18 protein-coding genes are annotated in these 25,783 nt (G+C 43.6%); 6 read left to right on the plus strand and 12 right to left on the minus strand.

The window, feature by feature from the left end; genetic code table 11:
* Positions 1-659: 659 nt before the first annotated feature.
* The 6 genes from CXF86_RS10690 to CXF86_RS22720 all read right to left on the minus strand — a co-directional run bounded on the left by CXF86_RS10690 (position 660) and on the right by CXF86_RS22720 (position 6,845).
* On the minus strand, positions 660-1,478 hold the full coding sequence (locus CXF86_RS10690; RefSeq protein ID WP_101093308.1) for an HNH endonuclease signature motif containing protein: 819 nt from the start codon (positions 1,476-1,478) through the stop codon (positions 660-662).
* Between the two features lie 817 nt (positions 1,479-2,295).
* Positions 2,296-2,598 carry a hypothetical protein gene (locus tag CXF86_RS10695; RefSeq protein WP_102038947.1) on the minus strand — a complete coding sequence of 101 codons (303 nt, stop codon included), beginning with the start codon at positions 2,596-2,598 and terminating at the stop codon, positions 2,296-2,298.
* A gap of 2 nt (positions 2,599-2,600) precedes the next feature.
* Entirely contained in the window at positions 2,601-2,786 is a 186-nt protein-coding gene (locus CXF86_RS10700) for a hypothetical protein (RefSeq protein ID WP_102038948.1), read from the minus strand.
* Entirely contained in the window at positions 2,783-5,380 is a 2,598-nt protein-coding gene (locus CXF86_RS10705; protein ID WP_102038949.1) for a hypothetical protein, read from the minus strand. Before CXF86_RS10705 ends, CXF86_RS10700 begins: the two co-directional genes overlap by 4 nt.
* A complete protein-coding gene (locus CXF86_RS10710) occupies positions 5,380-6,450 on the minus strand; it encodes a hypothetical protein (protein WP_102038950.1) in 1,071 nt (356 codons plus the stop codon). Before CXF86_RS10710 ends, CXF86_RS10705 begins: the two co-directional genes overlap by 1 nt.
* 230 nt (positions 6,451-6,680) lie before the next feature.
* Positions 6,681-6,845, minus strand: coding sequence for a hypothetical protein (locus CXF86_RS22720; RefSeq protein WP_180961052.1), 165 nt, complete (start codon positions 6,843-6,845; stop codon positions 6,681-6,683).
* Positions 6,846-6,913: 68 nt separating this feature from the next.
* Between CXF86_RS22720 and CXF86_RS10715 the strand changes: the two genes are divergently transcribed.
* A complete protein-coding gene (locus CXF86_RS10715; RefSeq protein ID WP_102038951.1) occupies positions 6,914-7,393 on the plus strand; it encodes a DUF2947 domain-containing protein in 480 nt (159 codons plus the stop codon).
* 28 nt (positions 7,394-7,421) lie between these two features.
* A complete protein-coding gene (locus CXF86_RS10720) occupies positions 7,422-7,979 on the plus strand; it encodes a chalcone isomerase family protein (RefSeq protein ID WP_101093320.1) in 558 nt (185 codons plus the stop codon).
* A 15-nt stretch (positions 7,980-7,994) separates the two neighbouring features.
* Here the strand turns inward: CXF86_RS10720 and CXF86_RS10725 are convergent, their stop codons facing one another.
* Positions 7,995-8,879: a DUF6268 family outer membrane beta-barrel protein gene (locus tag CXF86_RS10725; RefSeq protein ID WP_102038952.1), complete on the minus strand. Its 885-nt coding sequence runs from the start codon at positions 8,877-8,879 to the stop codon at positions 7,995-7,997.
* A 166-nt stretch (positions 8,880-9,045) separates the two neighbouring features.
* The gene (locus tag CXF86_RS10730; RefSeq protein ID WP_101093381.1) at positions 9,046-9,660 is read right to left on the minus strand and encodes a TetR/AcrR family transcriptional regulator; all 615 of its coding nucleotides are present in this window, start codon (positions 9,658-9,660) and stop codon (positions 9,046-9,048) included.
* A 162-nt stretch (positions 9,661-9,822) separates the two neighbouring features.
* On the opposite strand from CXF86_RS10730, the gene CXF86_RS10735 reads away from it, so the two are divergent.
* The 4 genes from CXF86_RS10735 (at position 9,823) to CXF86_RS10750 (ending at position 17,074) form a co-directional block, all read left to right on the plus strand.
* Positions 9,823-10,935: an efflux RND transporter periplasmic adaptor subunit gene (locus CXF86_RS10735; RefSeq protein ID WP_101093324.1), complete on the plus strand. Its 1,113-nt coding sequence runs from the start codon at positions 9,823-9,825 to the stop codon at positions 10,933-10,935.
* A 5-nt stretch (positions 10,936-10,940) separates the two neighbouring features.
* A complete protein-coding gene (locus CXF86_RS10740) occupies positions 10,941-14,030 on the plus strand; it encodes an efflux RND transporter permease subunit (protein ID WP_102038953.1) in 3,090 nt (1,029 codons plus the stop codon).
* Positions 14,031-14,312: 282 nt separating this feature from the next.
* The gene (locus CXF86_RS10745) at positions 14,313-16,316 is read left to right on the plus strand and encodes a methyl-accepting chemotaxis protein (RefSeq protein WP_101093328.1); all 2,004 of its coding nucleotides are present in this window, start codon (positions 14,313-14,315) and stop codon (positions 16,314-16,316) included.
* Positions 16,317-16,501: 185 nt separating this feature from the next.
* Entirely contained in the window at positions 16,502-17,074 is a 573-nt protein-coding gene (locus tag CXF86_RS10750; RefSeq protein ID WP_101093330.1) for a hypothetical protein, read from the plus strand.
* A gap of 547 nt (positions 17,075-17,621) precedes the next feature.
* On the opposite strand, the gene cydX is transcribed toward CXF86_RS10750, so the two are convergent.
* The 4 genes from cydX to purL form a co-directional block, all read right to left on the minus strand.
* Complete coding sequence (gene cydX / locus CXF86_RS10755; protein WP_101093332.1) at positions 17,622-17,738, minus strand: cytochrome bd-I oxidase subunit CydX; 117 nt, start codon at positions 17,736-17,738, stop codon at positions 17,622-17,624.
* A gap of 16 nt (positions 17,739-17,754) precedes the next feature.
* A complete protein-coding gene (gene cydB, locus CXF86_RS10760; protein WP_101093334.1) occupies positions 17,755-18,894 on the minus strand; it encodes a cytochrome d ubiquinol oxidase subunit II in 1,140 nt (379 codons plus the stop codon).
* A 15-nt stretch (positions 18,895-18,909) separates the two neighbouring features.
* Positions 18,910-20,466 (minus strand): cytochrome ubiquinol oxidase subunit I, encoded by a 1,557-nt coding sequence (locus CXF86_RS10765; protein ID WP_101093336.1) that lies wholly within the window; start codon positions 20,464-20,466, stop codon positions 18,910-18,912.
* Positions 20,467-21,677: 1,211 nt separating this feature from the next.
* Positions 21,678-25,559, minus strand: a complete 3,882-nt coding sequence (gene purL, locus CXF86_RS10770; protein WP_102038954.1) for a phosphoribosylformylglycinamidine synthase — start codon at positions 25,557-25,559, stop codon at positions 21,678-21,680.
* Positions 25,560-25,783 lie beyond the last annotated feature (224 nt).

The following is a 25,783-nucleotide window of genomic DNA, read 5'->3' on the forward strand; positions in this document are numbered from 1 at the left end:
TTATTCTTGATGTAAATAAAAAGTATCAACATAGAGTAATACCCATAATGATGTAGTTTAAAGTATAAAGGCTCTAAAAAGACATGATCTCCATCAAGTCACTAATAATAATGATGATTATCACACATATGAAAGGGGGGGATTGATAGTGCCGATGATGATATTACTGTCAAAATTATCCGTAACAGAGAAATTCATCAGAAACTGAGTCCTACAATAATGTCCACTACACGGTTATCGATAAGCGTATCGGTGCAGTTCAACAAACCCATCACCACGACGCATTCAAGTGAAGCGGTTAGCCTCAGGAGTCGTTTTTAACACTTTATTCATTGGAGTAGCTAACGCTACAGGCTCAATGTTAATCAATCCTGCCGGTCCATATACAAAAAAGCCCTCCTCACTGTGTGACTAACACAGTGATAAAAGGGCGTATTTCAAGACCAGCGTATGTTGAACTAGGTTCAGGCAATGGCATCATCGACAAAAGCTTGATGAGCATCCTCAAACATCCAAAATAGCAGGTTTAACCATAACCAAGCTTCAAAAACTCAGGCCGCTATCATGACCGGCCTATTCATTTGACTGCTTATCAACTCGGTTGTAGGTAAAACAACAAATAGACCAACTTAAAGTAACTGTTGTGCTATTTATTGGGTCTAAACAATATTATTTTCATTTAACAGATTAAAAATCTTTTGGTGTTGAGATAAATAATCTTCAAACTTTTCAAGGTCTGCGGCATTCATTCTGCCAGTGGCGAGTGCATCGCCTTCATTGATACCCAATTGAGTCATCAGTGATCTGTCTAAATCATCAGCCAGTTTCAATCTAAATTCACGCCCAACATTTTTAAAGGTGATGCGATGTTTAGCGAATAACTTATCAATATGAGCACACAACAAAATGCCATTTGCACCTTCTAAATGCTCAGCGGTATTTTCACAATTGCGCCAAGCTTTAATATGTGAAGCAACCAGTATCTCTTTTACAGGCGTCAGTGTTAATGCGCAGGTTTCACTGCCCCATACCTTGATCACTTCTTCTTTAAATTGACCTTGGCCTACGCGAGCATTTATTTCATGTCTTTTTTCTAGAGCAGATAAAGGCGAATCACACGCATCGATAAGATCTTCACCAATGTCACCGTCGTTGATCACTTGGTCATTACCGATACAAAGGGATAATAGATCTTCAAGTTTCTCACTATCTTCTCTATCCTTTTCCGATACTTTAACTGACGCATGAACATACAGAGTTTTTTTCCCTTTTGACGTCACAAGGCTGCAATCAGGGTTTCTTTTTTCATGCTCAAAATACGCACGTTGTCCTTCTTTTCCCTTCATTAACTTGATAGATGCGTGACACTCTGGACATCTACGCATTACGTTATTAACCCCATGAATTGATTCCACTGGGATTAAACGCCAAACACCACAAATAAGGGCTTCGCAAACAGAATTAGTTAGCTGTAACATATTGTTCCTTGTAATTTTTATTATTAATAAATAAACGATTAAACATCTTTTGCCAGTCTTAATCTGAAAGCAGTGCTATCTCCTTTACTAACTTAGCACTTTAGATACTTAAATATCAGTCCCTGACATTTAAGTAGAAATAGTTGCTTGCAGTGATACAGGCTATTGTTAAGAGCTCTGTCTATCGACAGGTGGGTGTGGCCCAATAGCTTACTCGCGATTTGCATCTTAATATAAAATATACCCACCCATGACGCTCTAACGGGCAATCGTTCAGCTTAGATGATCGATAGTGACACTTTTGCCCTAATGCGTACAGCTCTAAGCCGACTCAATCGGTTAATATGCCAGCATAAACTCACCTAACTCGACTTTTCTGTTATGTGGAAGGGGTAACTAGCGGAAAAGACGTACACCTTCTGTCGTTTGACCTCGAGATTTTTAGGTTCGTATTATCTGTCTGCCAGTTATTTAAAATGACAAAAAGAACTTATTCTGCTGCTTAGCGAACATCAAATTCATTAATATGAGCAGTGAACTTCGAACAGAGACAGATTGATAAGTGAGCTTGTTAAGCTGGCGATTAACCTCAATAGCGTGAATGCAGCCTGTCGACACACGAGTCATTCTGGCTGATAAATAGACTTAACAGCTGGTTTGAATATCGCTTGATTAATTTTTCACCAACTAACTATCACCTGCTTGGTTGACGAACTGAAGTTCAAGCATATCAAATAGCGGTTGCACAGTCGTGAGTGCACGCTCACGTTTGCCGGCTAGCAAGAACAAGGCGTCATCGACACCTTGTCTTTAATGCTTAAAGTGCTTCTTTCTTCCGTTCAATTTCAAGTAAGGCTAACATCAACTGACGCTCTTTTGGCGACAATGACTGCACTGCTTTTTTCACGTTTTTTTGGTAGCGATCCAATGTCACTTTATCGTTAGCAATGGCCGCATCTAGCGTTTGCTCATATTTGCTCAGTAACCCATTTAACTTCTCTGCGTTCTTCATGTTGGTCGTATGCGCGCTAAAGGCCATATATAACACCACTCCCAACGTCATTAGACTAAAGACATCAAACTTGAAAGAGAACCGTTTAGGCTTAGTTTCCGTGGTCATGGTTATTGTTCCGTAATCAGTGAAAGTTTAATTTTTATAATCTCAGCGTGCTTAGCCGCATCACTTATTGCTTGATGTTCTTGTAAGTTAAAAAATTGAATGACAATAAATAAAACACCGACAAGGAGCAGCAGCACTAGGTTTTCTGCCAGCCATTCAACAATCGAAATAGTAATACTTTTTATCATAGGATGGCCTTACATTTAGGCAGCTCTTCATAATCGAAGAAATTAACGTTAATCGAGTCACTGATCATCTGGGCATCAACGACCCCAAGTACAAAGCAGCGGTATTTCTTGGTACGTTTAAGCTCAAGTAAGATTAAATTATTTTGACCCTTTTTATGCAGTGTATTCAGCAGCGATAACGTGGATGGCTGATGATTAAGATAAGCGGTCATGTTAACTTCAAGCTTCTGTATTAACGACTCTTTGCCAACATCACCTTGGCCTAGTTGAAGCCAATATTGAGGATCGTCAAAATTAGAAGCAAACTCAGAAACCAGTCCAACCACATCCGGTTTATAGAAAAACTTTTGCTCTGCGAGCAAGCCAATATCAGAGTTTTGTAAAAAGTTAGGCATATTAACTGCTGCCACTTTTTCATTTTCCAATCGAACCCCAATATAAGCACCAACATTCATATCTTGCTTCAGTACCGTAATGTTGGTGTCGAACGGTTTTATCACTTCACCAAAGCCGTAATGCTTAGGCAGAAATGATAACCACGCATAAGCAAGATCGTCATAAGCTCTTAAAAAATATTGCTCATGTTCAAGCGCAATTGTCTCAACCGGTTGATTTGACTCTTGCGGTTGATAAGGCGGGCGATATTTGATGATTTGGCCCACCAGCCTTACCACACTAAGATCCCGATAAGTTTGGAATATGCCATTTTCAACATCCAGCACATAACCAAAACCAAGAGTGAAAAATCGATCGAAAGGGTCAACAGTACTGAAGGCTTCAGCAAAATTCCCCATCATAACGTGATAAGCATTTTTGTCCGTCACAGAGGCGCCCACCGGAACCCCAAAAGCAATCGCACCAGCAAGCATCGCTAGAGTGAGATAGCTTTTGCTTTTTGACCACAAATACACACCCAGTTTGATAAATAACAAAAAGATAGCCAATAAACTTGCAGCTATGCTCATTGGCGGAATAACCGCGAGCTTAACAGCGTCTTTACCCAGCATGAACATACTGCCACCAGGTGAGAAAGCCGCAGTGGCCGCCGTAGAGGTCACCATTTTGATAAAGGAGATGTTATCTTGCTTAGCGAGCCACAGCTTCTTGTATTTTCGCTCTGAAATACTGGGGGTGAATTCGGCTAAATAGTAGTTACCCAGTGTTTTTTTAGCGTACTTAGTCACCTGCGGTAAACGGGCAAATCCAACTCGGTCTAGACGCGGTTTTGCGACAGAAAAACGAGCGTTTTTGCGGTACTCATTCCACAACGCTTTGGCGCGGCCTTTATATTTGGCTTCAATGGCTTGATGTAATCCTCTTTGGTCACTCAATGTCCAATCGTTAGCCACCTTAACGCCCTGCTTGTTAAAGACATCAACCGCCACCGTTAACGCTTGCGGTGAGTCATTATATTGCTCGTACTCCATCTCTTCAGGAATACCATACAGCCGGTGTATGTACTTAATTCGCCCACGCTCGAACATCGACATAAGGTAGTACTTTGACTTAAGCATTTTGGCAACGGTGATATCATCTGCCGTCAGGTAAACACCAAAGGATTCTCCAGTGTCGTATTTCAGTGTGCTTAGATACTTAGCAAAGTCGACTTTAAGTTGTTGGCGGCAATCTGATTTACAGCTTGAGCTAAAATAGTCATCTTTGACTGAGCTATAGCCCTTTCTTATCGGATTATTAGCATCTTCAGCCACATCCTTACGGTAATTATCGGCGTCGAGCAGCGCTTGCGAATAGCTTTTCCAATGATTGGTAATACTGTCATTTGCCTGGTTCAGTAACGCCACCCGCTCTTGCTCAATCAGGCTGTAGTTATTCTCTTTCTTGAGCGCCACTAAATACGCTTTATTGGCTTTTTGATAGCGAGCCAACTCTTGTTTATAGGTACGGTCAAACTGCCTAATACGCGGAATGGCCTCAGTGATAAAAGCCACTTCTTGACGATTAAGTAGAAATTGGTCGGCCATATTTTCGAGGTTAGATTCAATCAACTTATTGAATCCTGCTGAGAAGTAAGCCAGAGAGGGAATTAATGCCACCATTAAATCTTTGCGTTTAGGGTCGCTAACAATGTCATCAAACTCGGGGAAACCTTCAATCGCGACCGTTTCTGCTAAATAGGCTTCTTTATAAACAATGGCTCTGACTGCACTGAGCTTTTTATCATTTGACGTGGTATCGACAACGCCATCAACCGCGATCCTCAAGCAAGGGATAATTATGGCCCAGACCAATACCAGTATCAACGGGCGGAAAACCCCATTGATAAGCTGAGCGGTTTTGGGGTCCAGTGTTTTACCCGCTTCTACCTTTTTTGTTTCATCGCGAATAAGTCGATTAAACAACGTCGCCGGGATAAAGGTGGCCACAGCCAGTGCTAAGCCAAATCCAGAAAGGGTTCGACCAAATAACTCTAACCTCTCCGCAGTGATTCTATGCTCGCCAAAGACCGCTTGAATAGGTTGGGCGTACATATCGATGAGTAAGATGTTTAGCGATAACTCTAAACAGACATAAACCACAAAGAGCAACAGTAACAGCACTATTTTTACATGGTTTGAAAACTTGCTTGAGTTCATTATTGTTGTTTCTTCATGATGTATTTTTGAGTGGTAACGGCTGTGTCGCCATCTTGTTGTCTATCTATGCAGTATTGATAAAGCTCATCGCCGGGCGTTAACTGGCGACAGCGATTGGTGTCTATTTTATTGCTCAGCGGATAACTTTGCTGCTGGTTATCAATCGTTAAATATTGGCCGTCACTCAGTAGCCGTTGTTGCTCATCGAGACGGTTAAAATCGGCATTAGACGGCAATACGTTGGCAAGTAACACCGCATCCACAGTCAATGGCGGCGCTATAATTTTTTGTGTTGGTGCAAGTACCACACTTTTATTGGCCTGCATGCAGGCTGTTAATGGCTGGGTGTCAACGATGATGGCGATTGGCTCGGCGACATCAAAACTATCGACGGTCATGAGCACTCGCTTACGCGCATTTGAAGTCAGCGATGTTGCCGCAAGATAGGGATGAGATTGAGCAGGGCTGTCTGATACGCCTTTAACGCCAGACTTTTCGACTTGCACTACATACTTTTCTGCTACCACAAATTGCAATGAATGCTGTGGAAATTGGGCTTTAGCTGATTGAAGCAACTGTTTTAGATCTGAGAGCCTTGTCTCAGGTTCAGGCCTAATGATGATCGCATCATGCCTCATAAGCTTTGGCGTTAACGCTAGCGCCAATGCAGGTAAAGTGAGCCGCCTTTGGCTCTGAGTAAAATCATTGTCAGTATCAACGACTACCCAGTCGTTATTAACTCTTATAACATCAATATAAAACCCCGAGAGTAAGTCTTGATGTTTACCGACATATTGTGGAAAAGTAGCGTCAGTAACGCGATAAAACAGCGCCCCATTACAAACACTTTGGTTAATAGGCAGTATTTCACCCGTCTCTGAGATGATGAGGTTTCGCTGCTTTAGCGCATTTTGTAATTGACTGTGCTGTGGAAGATGGCTTGCATGCGCAGCCAATGAGCGGCTGACAGGAATAGCTGAGATATAATGATCAGGTCTTTTATCTACCGCGCAGCCCCAAAGCAAAAAAATCAGCAAAAAATATAGCGAGATAGTCCTTAGTAACAACACACAAAATCCTTCTTTATTATTATCGGTGGCAAAATAATACACCTACAACATAAATGCAACGTGTTGTAATTAAATGCGTCATTTAAGTGTTAGAATTGTGCGCTTACAAGGGATAGGTTTACCCAATTCAAGTCGTTACACTTATCAACTCCCCTGCTACGTGTTGTCATAGTGCTTGGTTTTAAAATGGCTGAATGTGTGGAATACAGTCTAAGCGGCTGATAATGGTTTCATAAAATAAGAGATATTGCGTTTGTTAACGTGGTCATCTTAAAACACACTTTACGGCAGTGACGTAGCGCAACGACCATGACAGCTCTAGGGTTATTATCAAAATGGCCTATCACGCGCGACTGCAAACCATGACCAAGTACACTCATTAAAAATATCCCCATCTATGCCCCTTGCGTATATAATGCTGACCACTGCGTTTTAAGCTAATTAAATTCAACAGAGAGGTCGCGTGTCAGATACCTATATTCCATTAGAACAATACAAACGTAAGTGGATTTTTAATCATAAAGATCTGCCGGTGACCGATGAAGATAAAGCGCTAATTAAGCCACTTTCTCAAAAGGCGTCGATGGAAGTTTGGAATAAATGGATAAGCAATAAAAGTAGCTGCGCCGAGCAATTTGGTAAAGGCGATTGGGCAGCCAAACAAGACGCTTGGGCATTACCAGAGCCGTGGCAAAGTGCCTGGGACAGTGAAGAACCCGCTCTACCCGAGCCTATAGCCGAACATATTAATTGGCAGGATGCCGCCAAGATATATTTTTGCTATGAAAAGTATCAAGTGATTGAAACCCGTTGGGATGTATTTGTTAGAAACTGGAAATGCTTTCTGTTTTTTGACGATGGTCCATTGCTTATTTCACCGAAGCAAAAGCAAGCGATTATGTTTCTACAAAGTGGCGAGTATCAATTGGGTACGCGTGGCTAAGCCCTGTCCCTTTCTATTTGAGGTTTTTATGAAGTTTATCTGTTCTATTGTTATTGCTGCTGCACTGCTGCCACTCTCTTTACAGGCTAAAGAGATCTCGGGTGTTGAGCTTAATAAGACGTTAACGCTCAACGAGCAGCCGCTAGTGCTTAATGGCGCGGGTGTGCGCAGTAAATTTTTTATCGACCTCTATGTCGGTAGCTTATATGTACCGACCGTACTCGATAACACCGCTGCGGTATTAGCTGCTGACAACGTTGCTGTGAGACTAAACATTACCTCGGGTATGATTACTGCCGATAAGATGAAAGAAGCCATCAATGACGGCTTCGATGATGCAACGGATGGAAACACCGCGGGAATTCAAACGCAAATAGCACAATTTATGCAGCTCTTTAGCGCAGAGATTGTCGACGGCGATCAGTTTACTTTACTGGCAAGTAAAACCTCTGGCGTCACGGCGTTTAAAAATGGTGAAGCGCAAGCGACCATCACCAGTGAGCCATTCCGTCAGGCATTACTCAAGATCTGGTTAGGTGACGAACCGGCCCAAAACAGCTTAAAAGAAGCCATGTTGGGCCAGTAATATCCATTTTCCAGCTTAAAAATTGTAGGTAAAATCCAAGGCCAATGCGCCTTGGTTTTCAATATCTTCTTTGCTGTTTTGTGGGTTCAGTTCAAGCTCGCCATTGAAGAAGTAACCGGCATAACCATTAACGCTAAAGGAGGAGTTTATTTTCCAGCCTACGCGCGCAAAGCTCACCCACTCATCAATTTCTGCCGTTTCTTCATCATTAGCAATCAAAAATCGATTAGTTCTTTTAGAGGTACCAACACCAAAGTCCCAATCAGGGTTCAAGGTATAACTCAACTCTAAACCTGCAGGTCCACTAAATCCTGCTGAGAATGGGTTACCCAATTTAAGCTGTTCGGTGATTTGCCAATTGACCGCGATAAATGGCACCGTTCTGACTTCATCAATATCGTTGAGATAACCTACGCCAAAGCCAATCATATTGCCTGAGCTAAAGCGGTACATTGCCGATAGAAAAGCACCATAGCTTTGCGCATTACTTAATGATGCATTGTCGGACGCTGCATACTGTAATTTGGGCGCCAGCATAAACATCCAATGCTGATCGGGACGATACGACAATGATAAGCTAGCACGATAACGCTCAATCTTGTCCCATGTCTGCTGACCACTAATACTGGTTGAAGACCAGTCATAATCGAGATTGTCGTAACCTAACTTAGCCCCGATAGACCACTGCTTATTGAGCCGCATTCCGGTCTTAACATCGAACATCCACTGGTCGCGTTGTAATTCGTTACCTTGCTCGCCGACGGCCGCAGTTCCGCTCGCTATTCGCGACACACTCACACTCAATGGCGAATAGGGTTTGCTCGGTTTTGCATGAGTGAAAGAGGAAAATGCCACAGCTGAAAGGACCATTGAGGTCATGAAAATTGGTTTTATGTGCATGCTAACTCCATTAGCAGAAAAGGAGACGACTTATCGTTATAGTTGTGACTGTATATTACGTTTGTTAAATAAAATAGGATCACTTTGTAACATCAGGGCCGGCGCCGTCGGTGATTAATGTTTGTAAAAAAGAGCAGATATTAACTGCTCAAGGCAAATATTGGGCTTACCTAGCCCGATAGGCATTTAAAAACATGCTTACACTGCCGCTGATATATTCCACTCTGTCTTCTACAAGATCTGAGACATCTAAGCCGAGTTCTAGCTTCATTCTCATTTCACCAAACGTCATTAAGCAAAATCTGACCGCGCAGTGATGTGGATTATCGAACTTATAAGTCCCTACTTTGGTGACGTTAATAAAGTAGTCACTCAATATGCGCAGTATATTTTCTGGCCCCGCACTGTAAAATAATTTAGAAATTTCTGGATGAGTGTCGGCTTGCGATACGCAGGCTTTAAACACCGTTATCGCTTCAGCACTGGTGATAACCTCAGCGAAGTGCTTGGCAAACAAGGCTAAATTGTCTTCTGGAGTCGATGGATCAGACAGCATTTCTTGGTTTACACCATGAATAAGGCATTTAGATTCTATTGAAGCGACAAACAGATCATCTTTACAGCCAAAGTGTGAGTACACCGTTTGTTTTGAAACCCCTGCCAGCTTAGCAACCTCATCCATACTGGTATGCGGGAAACCTTGTCCGCAAAAAAGTTCTTTTGCAGCCAGTAATATTTGCTCTCTTTTTTGCTCGCTACGACTCATCACAGGTGCATCCATTGGCATTTACGCTCTTTCTAGGGGGCTGAAATAGTTCAATTAACTATTTAATCACGAACTAGACTAGACAGTCTAGTTCTTTAGAAATAGACTGTGCAGTCTAGTTTAACGTTTTTCATACATTGTGTTAACCATTAACTTAACTCAAACGGATTTTATAAAATGAATATTAAAAGGGCTGTGACTCGCCGTATGCTGCTTACAAGCTTAGTTGCCGTAAGTTTTCTTTCTGCATGCCAAGATGCACCCATCGAAGCCCCCGAGTTACCCAACTATCAATCCGTCAGCAGCAGTGAGTTAATTGCAGAGTCATCGTACCCCTACTCCCAAGAGTTTTCAGGCACCATCCGCGCCGGTAACACCACAGGTGTCGGTTTTGAGTTAGCCGGTAAAATTAATGCACTCACCGTCGACAGTGGTGAGAGCGTTGTCGAAGGTCAGCTCTTAGCCCGACTCGATACTCGACTTTTACAGGCTGAAAAAAATGAACTAGTAGCGAGTTTAGCGCAAAATAAAGCCGATGTTGATCTTGCTACAGCAACATTAAATCGTAGTCTTGAGCTTAAAAAGCAAGGTTATGTTTCAGAGCAGCAGCTAGATGAGTTAAAAGGTCAACTCAACAGTTTACTGGCCGCTAAAAGTCGTTTTAATGCCTCAATTCAGGCTAATCAGCTTAAAATTGAAAAGTCAGATCTACTCGCCCCGTTCAATGGCACCATTAGTAAACGAAGCCGTAATCTGGGCGAAGTTATCGCCCTAGGTAGCCCAGTGTTTACCTTAATCCAAGACAATAATGTGCAAGCTTATATCGGCGTGCCAGTAGAGGTGTCTAGTACCTTAACCACAGGTCAAACGGTGAACTTACGCGTTAGAGACAAAGACTACCAAGCCAATATTGCGGGTATCGGCGCACAATTAGATCCCGTGACACGCACCGTCGAACTAAGAGTGACCCTGCCCTCTGATGCCGACGTTATTAATGGCGAGCTGAGTTACCTCACTTACCAACATGCGATTGATTCGGCTGGCTATTGGGTGCCAATATCTGCGCTTACCGATGGTATCCGCGGTCTGTGGAATATCTATGTGTTAACCCAAGACAGTGAACAACGTTTCCGCATTGAGCGTCGAGATGTTGAAATCATCTACACCTTAAAAGACAAAGCCTTCATCAATGGCGCGGTTAAAGCTAATGAAGCCTATGTCGACCAAGGCTTACATAAGTTGGTTGCAGGCCAAATAGTGACTCGCCAAACTAACTTGGCAACGAGGTAATAACGATGGTTAAAGCATTAGTTGAAAATGGCCGCTTAATTAGCTTAGTCATTGCCTTATTACTGGTCGCTGGTTTAGGGGCTATTTCAAGCCTTCCACGCATGGAAGACCCCGATATTACCAATCGTTTTTCATCGGTTATCACCCACTACCCAGGGGCATCCGCCGAGCGCGTTGAAGCCCTTGTGACTGAAGTACTCGAAAGTGAATTAAGACGTTTAGAAGAGCTAAAGCTGGTGCAGTCAACGTCTCGCCCTGGCATTTCGGTTATTCAGCTTGAGCTCAAAGACAACGTTTTAGAAACGGCTCCTGTTTGGTCTCGCGCCAGAGATATGATTGCCGACGCCTCTGGATTACTCCCAGCTTCGGCGCAAAATACCATCTTAGATGACAAAGTGGGTTACGCCAACACCGCCATTTTAGGTATTGCTTGGCGCGGTGGCGGCGAAGTGCGTACCGACATGCTCAACCGCTATGCAAAAGAGCTGCAGAGTCGACTGCGACTGCTAAATGGCACTAATTTTGTCAAACTTTATGGCCAACCAACTGAAGAAATCTTAGTGCAACTTGATGGCCATAAAGTCAATCAACTGCAGTTAACATCAAAGACAATAGCCCAGATCCTGCAAAATGCTGACGCAAAAGTCTCTGCGGGTGAAATTAATAATGATGATTTTAGAGCGCTGGTTGAAGTCTCTGGTGAACTGGATTCGATTGCACGTATACGCCAAGTCCCGTTAAAAGTGACCAGCGATGGACAGATTATTCGCTTAGGCGATCTGGCCAAGATCACTCGACAACCTAAGATGCCCGCCACCAGTATTGCATTGGTTGAGCAGCAGCAAGGAGTCATGGTTGCAGCTCGCATGCTTAACAATACCCGCGTTGATCTTTGGCTTGAAAAAGTACGTGTTGTGGTTGATGAGATGCAAGCCGGGATCCCTGCCAATATCGAAATCGAATGGCTGTTTGACCAAGAGCATTACACCACAGACAGATTAAGCGGATTAGTCGGTAGCCTGTTGCTCGGCTTTATCATTATTCTTGCCGTGCTAATGCTCACACTCGGAATAAGAAACGCCGTGATTGTGTCCTTATCACTGCCATTAACCGCCTTATTTACACTAGCGTGTATGAAATACATCGGCTTGCCTATTCACCAAATGTCCGTCACGGGGTTAGTAGTCGCGTTAGGTATCATGGTCGATAACGCCATTGTGATTGTGGACGCGATTTCTCAACGCAGACAGCAAGGCAAAGGCAAGATCCAAGCGGTGACAGAGACCTTGCAACATTTGTGGCTACCCTTGGCTGGTTCAACAATTACCACCATGTTGGCGTTTGCGCCTATTGTGTTGATGCCAGGTGCTGCAGGAGAATTTGTTGGCGGCATTGCTATCTCAGTGATGTTTGCCCTGCTCGGTTCATTTATTATCTCGCACACCATTATCGCCGGACTTGCGGGTCGATTTGGTGTCGATGGTAAAGGCACCCATTGGTATCATCATGGTATAAAGCTACCTATGATGAGCAATGCCTTTAAACGCAGCTTGTCTTTTGCCTTGTCTCGTCCTTTATTGTCAGCCGTGGTCATTGGCGTATTACCCGTGATGGGCTTTATTGCCGCCGGCAAAATGACCGAACAGTTTTTTCCACCATCAGACAGAGATATGTTTCAAATAGAGGTCTATCTAGCACCTCACGTGAGCGTTGATAATACCCGTATCCAAGTTGAAAAAATGGATAAGGAACTGCGAAAAACTCAAGGAATAACCCGTATTGATTGGGTTGTCGGTGGTAATGCTCCCTCTTTTTACTACAACCTATTACAAAGGCAGCAAGGCGCGAATAACTATGCACAGGCGATGGTTAAGGTCAGTGACTTTGATACCGCTAACCGACTTATTCCTGAGTTACAAAAATCACTCGACTTAGCCTTTCCACAAGCTCAAGTGATTGTCAGAAAGTTAGAACAAGGCCCGCCTTTTAATGCGCCCGTCGAGCTAAGAATATTTGGCCCTAACTTAGATCAGCTCAAACTGCTGGGCGAACAGGTAAGAAAGGTACTCAGTGATACCCCTGACGTTATCCATACTCGTGCCACCTTAAGTGCTGGTGCACCCAAGATATGGCTGCAGGTCAATGAAGATGCCAGCTTAATGAGTGGCTTGTCGTTAACAGATATAGCCAAACAGGTTGAAATGGCAACCACTGGCATTAACGGCGGCAGTATCTTAGAACAAACAGAGTCACTGCCTATTAGAGTGCGCTTGTACGACAGCACTCGTGAAGAGCAAACAAAACTGTCGGGATTAATGCTGGTATCAAGTAATGCTAATGGTATTCCGTTATCGGCAATATCGACCAGTAAAATAGAGGTGAGCCGCGGGGCTATCCCACGTCGCGATGGTCAGCGCGTCAATACCATTGAAGCTTACATCACCAGTGGAGTATTACCGCAAGAGGTGCTCAACCGCGTCAAAGCAAAGCTCGATGCGATTCCTCTCCCCAGCGGTTACAAAATTGAGGTTGGTGGTGAAAGCGCAAAGCGCAATGAAGCTGTCGGCAATCTAATGTCCAACTTGGTGTTAGTGGTAACCTTGCTATTTGCCACAGTGGTCCTGTCATTTAACTCATTTAGGTTAACCGGCATTATATTATTCAGTGCAATGCAATCAGCAGGACTTGGATTACTCGCGGTTTATACCTTCGGTTATCCGTTTGGATTTACCGTTATTATTGGATTACTCGGCTTAATGGGACTGGCGATTAACGCTGCTATCGTCATTTTAGCAGAGCTAGAAGAGGTGCCTGCGACCCGCGATGGCAACATTCAAGTCATCGTTGACCTTGTCAGCAGCTGCGGACGCCACATAGGTTCAACCACTATTACCACTATCGGTGGATTCTTACCTTTGATTATTGCTGGCGGCGGGTTCTGGCCCCCCTTTGCCATTGCTATTGCAGGAGGCACACTGCTAACGACCCTGCTCTCTTTAGTGTGGGTCCCTACCATGTATCACTTAATTATGCGGCCTAAAAAGTCAACTCAAACCGACTCGCCGCTGCCGCTAATGGCCAATGCAAAGAGTTAAGGCTTTTGTCGCTATGGTGCTAAACAGCGGTCCTTAACGTGTAATCATAGAGTTAAAAACGCTATCATTTGTCCTGTTCGTCGGGGCAAATGATACGCCTTTCACCTAATTTTAAACTTTAGCAAACACTTATCCTATTGTCGGCCAACAGATTAACCACATTAAGGTCTCATTTTTTTAGCATTTTAGTTAAAACGGCTTAAGTTATAGACCTACATCAAATAACTTATCCTTAATTTCTATTAGATTAACCGCAACATCCTACAGATAACTAAAACCGTCATGAATTATAAAAAATGGCCAGTGGCCAAACAAATTGGATTGGTCACTTTTATTCTTACGCTTATTATTTTCGGTGCGTTAGGCAGTACCTCCTATATTTCCGCCTCTAATGTATTAACCGAAAAAGCAGAAACTGCAATGCAGGCTCAAATGAACGGCACCGCCGATCTTATTGAGCTTCAATACGACAGTTTGTTATCACTCGCCCAACGTAATGCAGATGTCTTTAGAGCCATGTACCCTGGCAACTTCCATAAGCCTGATAGAACTGTGCGAGTATTAAGCATAGACACACCTGCGCTGGTACATGAACGCGAGCAAATCAACTCCTCTAAAAGTAAAGTCGATCGCTACTCCAAGCTAACGGGCGGCAACGCAACCGTATTTGTGAGAGACGGTGATGATTTTATGCGCATAGCAACATCGCTAAAAAAAGCCAATGGAAAACGTGCTTTAGGGACTTATCTTGGAAAAAATCATCCCGGTTACAGTATCTTACTGCAAGGCCAAACCTATGAGGGCTATGCACGCCTATTCGGTAAAGACTATATGACGGTTTACCGTCCGATTAAAAATAAAGCCGGGGCTGTCATTGGTATTCTCTATATCGGTTTTAATATCAGCGACTCGTTAGCACAGCTGCGTAGCGCAACCAACAATCTTCGCCTTGAAGAAACCGGCAGCTTTCTCATTATTCGTAAATCAGATCAAACGATTGTAGCCCAACCAGGCCATGAAATTGGTGCAGAAGCAAACAAGAGTGTGCTTAATGGTATCACTGTAGAGCAAGCCTTGACGGATCAAGGTTCATGGGAGTTCATCAACAATGATGGGGCAAAATCCTATGCATATACACTCAACATACCGGGTTGGAACTGGGCTCTTGTCGGCCAAGTGCCGATGAAAGAGCTCAATGAAGAGAGTGGTAAGTTGCTCACCGTCAATTTGATTGTTTCCACTGCTGGGCTAATTATCATCACCTTACTACTGTCGTTGATTTTGCTTAGAGCACTTAAACCACTGCAACAACTTGAAGTACAACTCGACAATTTAGGTAAAGGCGACCTGTCACAAAGCTTTGCAATCACCGACAGTAATTCAAACAATGAAGTCGACAAAATCACTCAAAGCGCCTCAAGGATGGCAACCAACCTTAGAGAACTGATCATTTCGCTACAGCAATCAGTGACCTCTCTGCAAGAACATGCAATGCAAACTCAAGAAACGGCAAGGCTTAATGGTGAAGAGTCTCAAGGCTTAATGGCGCAAACAGACCAAATTGCCACCGCAATTGAAGAGATGTCAGCCTCGGTGCGTGACGTGGCCAACCATGCTAGCGAAGGCGCGCTCATGAGCCAGCAAGTTGATTGTGCAGCGCAAGATGGTACCGCGCACCTAAATCAGCTGCTCATCGGTTTACAAAACCTCAGCGAACAACTGGCGACCAGTCATGAAAGTGTTGAACTTGTCAGTAAAGAAAGCCTCGCGATTAGCCAAGTCACTGAAGTAATTAATAGTATTGCAGAGCAAACTAATCTACTCGCGCTTAATGCCGCCATTGAAGCCGCTAGAGCGGGTGATCAAGGCCGCGGGTTTGCAGTTGTTGCAGATGAGGTGCGTACCTTAGCACAGCGCACGCAAACGTCGACATCAGAGATCTCGCATACAATTACCCAACTTCAAACTCAAGTCAAAGCGACTGCGACTCAAATGACTCAGAGTAATGAACTGGGCGATCGCTCTGCTATTCAAGGCAAAGAAGCAACTGACCTACTCATTAAAATTACTGAAAGTATTGGTGAGCTAGCGGTTGCGTCGAGCAGTATCGCCAGCGCCACTGAGCAACAAAGCGCTGTCGCGGAGGAGATAACCCGTAACCTCCACCAAATAACCGAACTCGCTAGAGATGGAGAACAACGTTCGGGTGATACCGTAGATTCCGCAGAAAACCTCACTCTTATCGCCAATGATATTAAGCAGAAAATCAGTATTTTTAAGGCTTAATATTTATAACTAAAAGCGCTAATGTAAAAATTGGTAGGGTAAATGAAGCAACAGACAACTGTTGCTTCATTTATTTGTTTAAAGGTTGATAAGACTTTAAGCAGGTATAATGAGCTGCAAACGCCCATCTATTATTACGCCATATTGTTCAACACTATTTGCGCGCAGTTCATCAAGAGAAAAGTATGTTTCGTCACTTATTGATAGTATCTTTTATCGTGATTATGGCAGGTTGTGCGAGTCCACAGACCAACCCAGTTGAAGGTAAAAAATTATTGATTATTGCCGGTGAAGGGCTCAATACCACTTATATTGGAAGCCCCGCCGCTAATGATTTTATGTTTGATGTAAGCAAAACATTTGCCACCAGTCTGGGTACCCAACTTGAAGCATTTGGTTTTGAGTCTTACTTATTTTTAAGCATCAATAGTAAGACCTATAAACAAGAGTATCAACGAGCGGTTAACCATCTAATGACAGATGGAACCATTGACGGAATAGCAGAAATAAAAGTACTCCATGTAAAAGATGAAATGACTAACGAGATATCACTCTCTGTAAGTTACTTCACCACTGAACCTTGGATTAAAAATTGCGACTTACGGACGTCTAAAAACTGTCATAGCGTTACATTATTAGACAAAATCGGCAATCAAAAGTATTTGATCGTCGATCAGCAGACTGAAAAATTTAATAAAACACCGGTAGCTGAAATGGTCACTGACACTGCATTATTTATCTATCGTGCCGAACTGTAATCGCTATCTAGTTAGGCTACAGTCCCTAGATAATACCTTTTAGGCCCCCTACTGTGCAGCTGTAGAAGTGCACTTACATAATCCTCACCACCATATCAGCCATTATCATTATGCTTAAACCATCCCCTATTACTGCCATAGCAATAATCCCCAGACTTATAACATCCAAGCCGACAACACCTACATCGTAATCAGGCCATAATATCAACCTCTAACTCGGTGGCTAAATTAACGATGCGACTCCACTCAGTGGGAGGTTTACACCTCCAGTTACTCGTCTTATTGGTATCAAATCGCGCTTTTTCAATCTATCCAAAGGCTGTTTTTGAAATTAAGATAAAGCGTTAAACATAGTGAATAATGCAGTAATCAGTAATCAGTAATCAGTAATCAGTAATCAGTAATCAAAATGAAAGCATAAAAAAATGGCCTCATCGAAAGATGAGGCCATTTTCATTGTATCGTTTTAACTGTCAACTGACCTATTTTTAACGGGTCAGTTCCACGCTAATACGAGACTTTTCAGGACCATTCAACTTATCAGAAATTAATCTTCAGTCTCAATATCTCGATCCATATTTTCAGTATTTTCAAGCCAAAGAGCGTTGATAATACCGAAGGAGCAGGCTAGCAACACACCTAAAATCCAAGCAAAATACCACATAGTCTAAGCTCCTTATTTAGTAGAGTGAGGTCTTATTTTTTTCGATGAAGTCGCGTGATAAACGACCAAACATCTTCAAATAAGTCCAAGTGGTGTAGCTTAATACAATCGGTACAAAGATGATTGCAGCCCATGTCATTACTGTTAGTGACACTTCACTCGCCGTTGCATCCCACATGGTCAAGCTCACATTCGGCTCTAGTGATGATGGCATCACGAATGGGAACATTGCTGCGCCACAGGTTAAAATAACCGCTGCGATACCAAGTGAACTGAAGAAGAACGCAAAACCTGAGCGGTTCATGCGGCTTGATAGCAACACTAAGATTGGCATTAGTAGACCCAATACAGGGAATAGCATAGTGACAGGGTACTTATCGTAGTTAACCATCCAAGCGCCCGCTTCAACTGCTACGGTCTTAAGCGTTGGATCAGATACACCGTAAGTGTCGATAACAGAAGTAATAACGTAACCGTCAATACCGTTTACCAACCATACGCCTGCTGCGCCGAAAAACACGAATAACAGTACGGATAACACCTGCGATGTTTTGGTCGCACGTACACGTAGCTCGCCTTCAGTCTTCATCTGTAGCCAAGTAGAGCCTTGTAGCATAAACATGCTCACACACACTAAGCCAGCAAGGATGCCGAACGGATTCAATAGACCGAAAAAGCCACCGTGATAAGTTGCACGTAGGTATTCGTCAAAACTAAACGGAACACCTTGAAGCAAGTTACCAAACGCAACACCGATGATCAGTGGCGGTACAAAGCCACCAACGAACAATGCCCAATCCCATGACTTACGCCATCTTGGATCTTCAATCTTCGAACGGTAATCAAAACCGACAGGTCTTAGGAACAATGCAAATAGAACCAGCATCATTGCAATATAAAAACCTGAGAAAGAAACCGCATAGACAGTAGGCCATGCCGCAAACAATGCGCCTGCACCAGTGATTAACCAAACTTGGTTACCGTCCCAATGCGGGGCGATAGAGTTAATCATGATACGACGTTCAGTGTCATCCTTACCGATAATCGGTAGTAATGCACCCACGCCCATATCAAAGCCATCAGTGACAGCAAAACCGATGAGCAGCACGCCGACAAGTGCCCACCAGATAAATCTTAACATTTCATAGTCAAACATAATCAGATCTCCAGTTTAAGCATCTAGCTTTTCAAAGTGATAACGACCCGTCTTCAAACAACTTGGACCTTGACGGATAAACTTAATCATTAGAAAAAGCTCAATCACTAACAAGATTGAATAGAAGATGGTTATTGAGATGATACTGAACAACAGATCGTTGACCGACAAGTTTGAAGCTGACATAAAGGTCGGTAACACTTCGGATATTGTCCAAGGTTGACGACCATATTCAGCCACAAACCAACCACATTCAATGGCGATCCAAGGTAGCGGTAGGCTATAAAGCGCCGCTCTAAGTACCCACTTTTTCTCTTCAATCTGATGACGCGTACTCTGCCAAAATGCTGCAGCAAATACGAACAACATCAGAACACCAGCACCCACCATGACACGGAAAGACCAGAATATAGGGGCTACATTTGGAATAGAGTCATTGGCAGCCGCTTTAATTTGCTCATCAGTCGCGTCAATAACCTTGTCGGTATAACGTTTCAGCAGGAAGCCATAGCCTAAATCGCCTTTCGACGCTTCAAATGCATCTCTAATTTCAGCGGTTTCATTGCCTGTTCGAAGTTGCTCAAGTAGGCCATATGCCACCATACCGTTGCGAATACGCACTTCGTGATCAGCAATTAAATCTTTAATACCAGTCACTTGCTCGTCTAGTGAACGAGTGGCAATAATCCCCATTGCGTACGGAATTTTAATCGCATAATCAGTATGCTGTGTTTCCTGATTAGGGAAACCTACCACTGTAAATGCTGCTGGAGCAGGCTCTGTGTGCCATTCAGCTTCAATAGCGGCGAGTTTAACGCGCTGTGCTTCACCGACTTTATAGCCAGACTCATCACCCAGTACGATCACTGACAAAATAGACGCCATACCAAAGCTTGCTGCGATAGCAAAAGAGCGACGAGCAAATGGCAGGTCACGTTTCTTTAGGATATAAAAGGCACTAATTGCCAAAACGAACATTGCACCGGCAACATAGCCTGATGCTACAGTGTGAACAAACTTCACCTGTGCAACGGGGTTAAATAACACTTCTCCCCAGCTAGTCATCTCCATACGCATGGTTTCGTAGTTGAACTCGCTACCCACAGGGTTTTGCATCCAACCGTTAGCCACCAAGATCCAAAGCGCCGACATGTTAGAGCCTAGAGCGACTAACCAGGTAATGGCAAGATGTTGACGTTTGCTAAATCGGTCCCAACCGAAGAAGAACATGCCGACCAAGGTCGACTCGAGGAAAAAGGCCATTAAGCCTTCAATCGCGAGTGGCGCGCCAAAAATGTCGCCTACATAATGTGAGTAGTATGACCAGTTCGTACCGAACTGGAACTCCATTGCTAAACCGGTTGCTACACCGAGCGCGAAGTTAATACCGAATAACTTACCCCAGAACTTGGTCATATCTTTATAGATTTGCTTACTGGTCATCACATAAAGTGATTCCATAATGGCTAGCAGAAATGCTAACCCCAAGGTCAAGGGAACAAATAGGAAGTGATACATGACCGTCATCGCAAACTGAAAGCGCGACAGCTCAACAACCTCTTCTAAAATCATTTGTGACTCCTTAGGTAGTACGTCCAATTACTATTGTTAAATCCCCATCAACAACAGTAACTGCCTATACAGGAATATTAATGCAGTAAACTAGGCTATCGTTATAAAAAGCCCACTTGACTGCGTCTGTTTGTTTAATTCATAAATGTTGTAATTTAAAGCGCAAAACACTATCAAGCGATAGCTTACCATCACAGTATCAACAGCTAATGTGACCGACATCTCAAACCTGTGAGCATAAAACCAACAAATTAGTTAATATCAGTCACTTGCAATACAAAATAAGTTTATCTGCAGGAGATTTATACCATTCAGAATTGATTCAAATCAATCAATGCATTCGCTTTCAATGGGTTTTGGGCTAGAGCACACAGTTCCACCCAACCCATCATTGACAGAAGATTTAACCCGTGATAGGGCTCGCGATAAGCAGGTGTAAACAAGTAATTTATTCCGCTAGCAATACATTTATCCACATAAATAGATAAAACATAAATAACATCAATTATAGCAACAATATTACTATCGCTAAAATAATGACTCTAAATACGAAAATAGATACAAACACCATAAAAACAACGGCTTACAAATAATGATGCGATCGGTGATTACAAAGCACAACATAAAGATGATTAGTTTTACTAATCTCAACCTATAATTTTTCTCGTTTGATGAAAAAAATAATTTCGCATAGAATGAGCACCAAGTTAAGGAGACGGTCTAGTTAACCCGGTGAAGTTGCCCGGAAAGACTTTTCTCCGCTTATATCATCAATCAAGCGTGGAGATACCATTATGAATACATTTTTTGAGCGTCTAGTTAGCCGTTATCAGCGTGTTTTCGTTGAGCTTTATACATCAAGAGAGCGTTAATTTAAGTTTTCTTTGCAAGATTAATCTTGAAGTTTTGTTAGCGCAAAGCGGCCACTCTTAGCAATAAGAGTGGCTTTTTAATATTCAAAATTCACGTTTTCTATAAGTTCTCCTTTCCATTAGCTTTTCTCGCTAACCTGCTATAACTGTACTTAGTCATTCGACATCGCCCAATAAGGGTAAAACATCTTAAATTAGCATTACATGCATCGCTAAATTTGACCTAATCGCCTGTTTAATTAATCTTTTTTTCATTTTAGATTTAGGCATAAAAAAAGCCCCTAATATTTAGGGGCCTTTGAGGCGGTTAACGTTAGCGTATTTATACGCTAATGCTAATTAACCAATTGATTTTCTAACGTTACGGAACATTCTCATCCAGGGACTATCTTCACCCCATGAATCTGGGTGCCATGAGTTGGCAACCGTTCTAAAGACACGCTCGGGATGCGGCATCATAATCGTTACACGGCCATCAGTTGAACTCAATGCCGTAATCGCATTAGGTGAACCGTTAGGATTTTGTGGATACTGAGTCGCTATTTGACCATTACCGTCAACATAACGCAGTGCAATGGTACCTGATGCTTCAGCAGCGGCTAATGCCTCAGGTGAGGCAAACTCTGCCCGACCTTCACCGTGAGAGACTGCAATCGGCATACGAGAACCTACCATCCCTTCAAAGAACAAAGATGGACTCTTCTGTACTTCAACCAAACTGAAACGGGCTTCAAAGCGCTCTGATCGGTTACGCACAAAGTGTGGCCATAATTCAGTACCAGGAATGATGTCTTTTAGATTCGACAACATCTGACAACCATTACACACCCCCAGCGAGAAGCTATCATCGCGTTCAAAGAATTGACTAAACTGCTCACGAGCGCGCTCGTTAAACAAGATTGACTTAGCCCAACCTTCACCCGCACCCAGAACGTCACCGTAAGAGAAACCACCACAAGCCACTAGGCCTTGGAATTCCTCTAAGCTGATCCGCCCGCTGAGAATGTCACTCATGTGAACATCTGTCGATTCGAATCCAGCACGATCAAATGCAGCCGCCATTTCGATATGCGAGTTAACACCTTGCTCACGTAAGATAGCCATCTTAGGTGCTGCACCTTTTAAGATAAACGGCGCAGCAACGTCTTTACTTGGGTCAAAGCTTAAATCAACCGTCAGACCAAGATCGTTATTGTCTTGTTTAAGCTCATGCTCCTCTTTGGCACACTCAGGGTTATCACGTAACGCTTGCATGCGGTAAGTGGTCTCAGCCCAAATGGTACGCAAGGAGGTACGTGACTCAGTTAAGATTTCACGTTCAGCATCAAAGATGGCGATTTGGTCGCTATCTGTTAGCTCGGCAACTTTATGGCAAGGAACACCCGCAGCAACAAACTGGGCCCTAATCGCAGCAGACTGTTCACGACGAACTTGGATTACAGCACCCAACTCTTCGTTAAATAGACGCTCAACGTCTGTCCCTGTTAATGCACTTAAATCAATATTTAAGCCAGTGTGACCGGCAAATGCCATCTCAACGAGTGTGGTGTATAAGCCACCATCACTTCTATCGTGATAAGCAATAATTGATTTATTGGCAACTAACGGCTGAATGACTTCAAAGAAGCCTTTTAGCGTCGCTGAGTTATCAAGATCTGGCGCGATATCGCCAAGTTCACTGTAAACTTGCGCTAAACAAGAGCCGCCAAGACGATTCTGACCTAAGCCTAAATCGAGCAATAACAGTTCGCTGTCGCCTTTATCTGTGCGTAGCTCTGGCGTGACGGTGTTGCGAATATCCTGAACGACACCAAATGCCGTAATAACTAATGACATTGGCGAGGTCACGGCTTTTTGAACGCCGTTATCTTCCCATGCAGTCTTCATCGACATTGAGTCTTTGCCTACTGGAATGGTCAGTGACAAGTCAGGACATAGCTCTTCACCAATCGCTTTAACCGCTTCATAAAGGCCTGCATCTTCACCAGGGTGACCCGCAGGTGACATCCAGTTAGCAGACAACTTAATCCGCTTGAACGAGCCAATATCAGTACCGGCGATATTTAAAATGGATTCCGCTACGGCCATACGCGCAGATGCGCCAAAGTCGAGCAGTGCCAGCGGCGTACGCTCACCTATCGACATAGCTTCACCGACATAGGCATCATAGCTTGACGCTGTCACTGCGCAATCGGCAACAGGAACCTGCCATGGACCCACCATTTGATCGCGATTAACTAGACCGGTTACCGTTCTATCACCAATGGTGATCAGGAAGGTTTTTTCAGCAATAGTCGGTAAACGTAGCAAACGGTGCGCCGCTTCTTTAACGGTAATATTACTTTGATCAAGCGCAGGTGAGATGGCTTTAGCGCTAACAACGTCGCGGCTCATCTTAGGGGCTTTACCTAACAAGACTTCTAATGGCAGGTCAATTGGATAGTCTTCGAAATGTTCGTCACTTAAGATCAGCTCTTTCTCTGCTGTTGCGACGCCAACAACGGCAAACGGTGCACGTTCACGTTCACAAATGGCGACAAATATATGCAGATTCTCAGGTGCGATTGACATAACGTAGCGCTCTTGCGACTCGTTACACCAGATCTCAAGCGGGCTCATCCCTGGCTCGTCTGAGGGTACGTTACGCAGCTCAAACTTACCGCCACGTCCGCCATCGTTAACAAGTTCAGGAAAGGCATTCGATAAACCGCCAGCCCCCACATCATGGATAAACTGGATTGGGTTCTCATCACCCATCTGCCAACAGCGATCGATGACTTCTTGGCAGCGACGTTCCATCTCTGGGTTTTCACGCTGAACAGAAGCAAAATCTAAGTCTTCACTCGATTGACCCGATGTCATTGACGAGGCTGCACCACCACCAAGACCGATGTTCATGGCAGGGCCACCTAGCACAACAAGCTTAGCGCCAACGGTGATCTCGCCTTTTTGCACATGATCTTCGCAAATGTTACCTAAACCACCCGCAAGCATAATTGGCTTGTGATAGCCGCGGACTTCTACGCCGTTGTGACTATTAACTTCCTGCTCGTAGGTACGGAAGTAACCGACCAGCGCAGGACGACCAAATTCGTTGTTAAATGCAGCGCCGCCCAATGGGCCTTCGGTCATAATATCTAACGCGGTAACAATACGATCGGGTTTACCGTAATCGGCTTCCCAGGGTTGAACAAAACCAGGAATTTTAAGGTTTGAAACACTAAAGCCAGTCAGACCCGCTTTTGGCTTAGATCCACGACCTGTAGCGCCTTCATCACGGATTTCACCACCAGAACCTGTCGCAGCGCCCGCATAGGGGCTTATTGCTGTTGGATGGTTGTGGGTTTCGACCTTCATCAAGATATGCATAGGCTCGGTGTGATAACCGTAAACACCATCTTGCTTAGGGAAAAATCGACCCGCGGTAGCACCCGTCATCACCGCGGCATTATCTTTATAAGCTGAGAGGACATTATCGGGTGTGACAGCCATGGTGTTCTTAATCATTTTGAACAACGATTTAGGCTGAACCTCGCCATCAATTTTCCAATCAGCATTGAAAATTTTATGACGACAGTGTTCAGAGTTTGCCTGTGCAAACATCATCAATTCAACATCGTGCGGATTACGCGCTAACAGTTTGAAGTTTTCAACTAAGTAGTCGATTTCGTCTTCAGCTAATGCCAGCCCTAACGTGGTGTTTGCCGATACAAGTGCACTGCGTCCTTCACCAAGAATATCAACGCTTTTGAATTTTGTAGGTTCAGTGCGAACAAACAACATATCGGCGGCATTAAAGTCCGTTAAAATCACTTCGACCATGCGGTCATGTAATAGCGCAGATAACGACTTTGCTTGTTCAGCAGTCATGTCGTCAGCAACAACGTAGTAAGCAATACCACGCTCTAAACGCAATACTTTATCGAGTCCACAGTTGTGGGCAATATCCGTTGCTTTAGAAGACCAAGGAGAAATGGTACCGGGACGGGGGGTAACAAAATGGAGACGACCTTCTGGCTGGTGTGCTTCAATAGCAGGGCCATAGGTTAAGATTTTTTCAAGCTGTTGAGTTTCATTTTCATCTAGTGATTCTTTCAAATCAGCTAAGTGGGTAAACTCGGCATAGATTTGGCGCACGGGTAGTGCTGCCGATTCACAAGCTTCCATCAGCTTCTGTACTCTAAACGCCGAAAGTGCAGGGGCTCCGCGGATGATCTCCATCACGTCTTTCTACCTTATAAATTATAATTGCAGGGTCAGATCTGGCGCCATTATAGGGAAATGTTTGCCACAAATCATTAGCAGTCGTTATAGAAAACAGTGTTTCCTGTGTAGGGGAAAGTGCTCGCTATTTTTTGTCGATTTGCTGAGCAAAATGTTAATTTAGCGTCATACTGAAATTGAACCCTTGATGAAAAACTGCACTTTTTTTGCAACACTTAAGA

The sequence above is a fragment of the Shewanella sp. GutCb genome (assembly GCF_002836135.1).
In the GTDB taxonomy this organism is placed as follows: Bacteria; Pseudomonadota; Gammaproteobacteria; order Enterobacterales; family Shewanellaceae; genus Shewanella.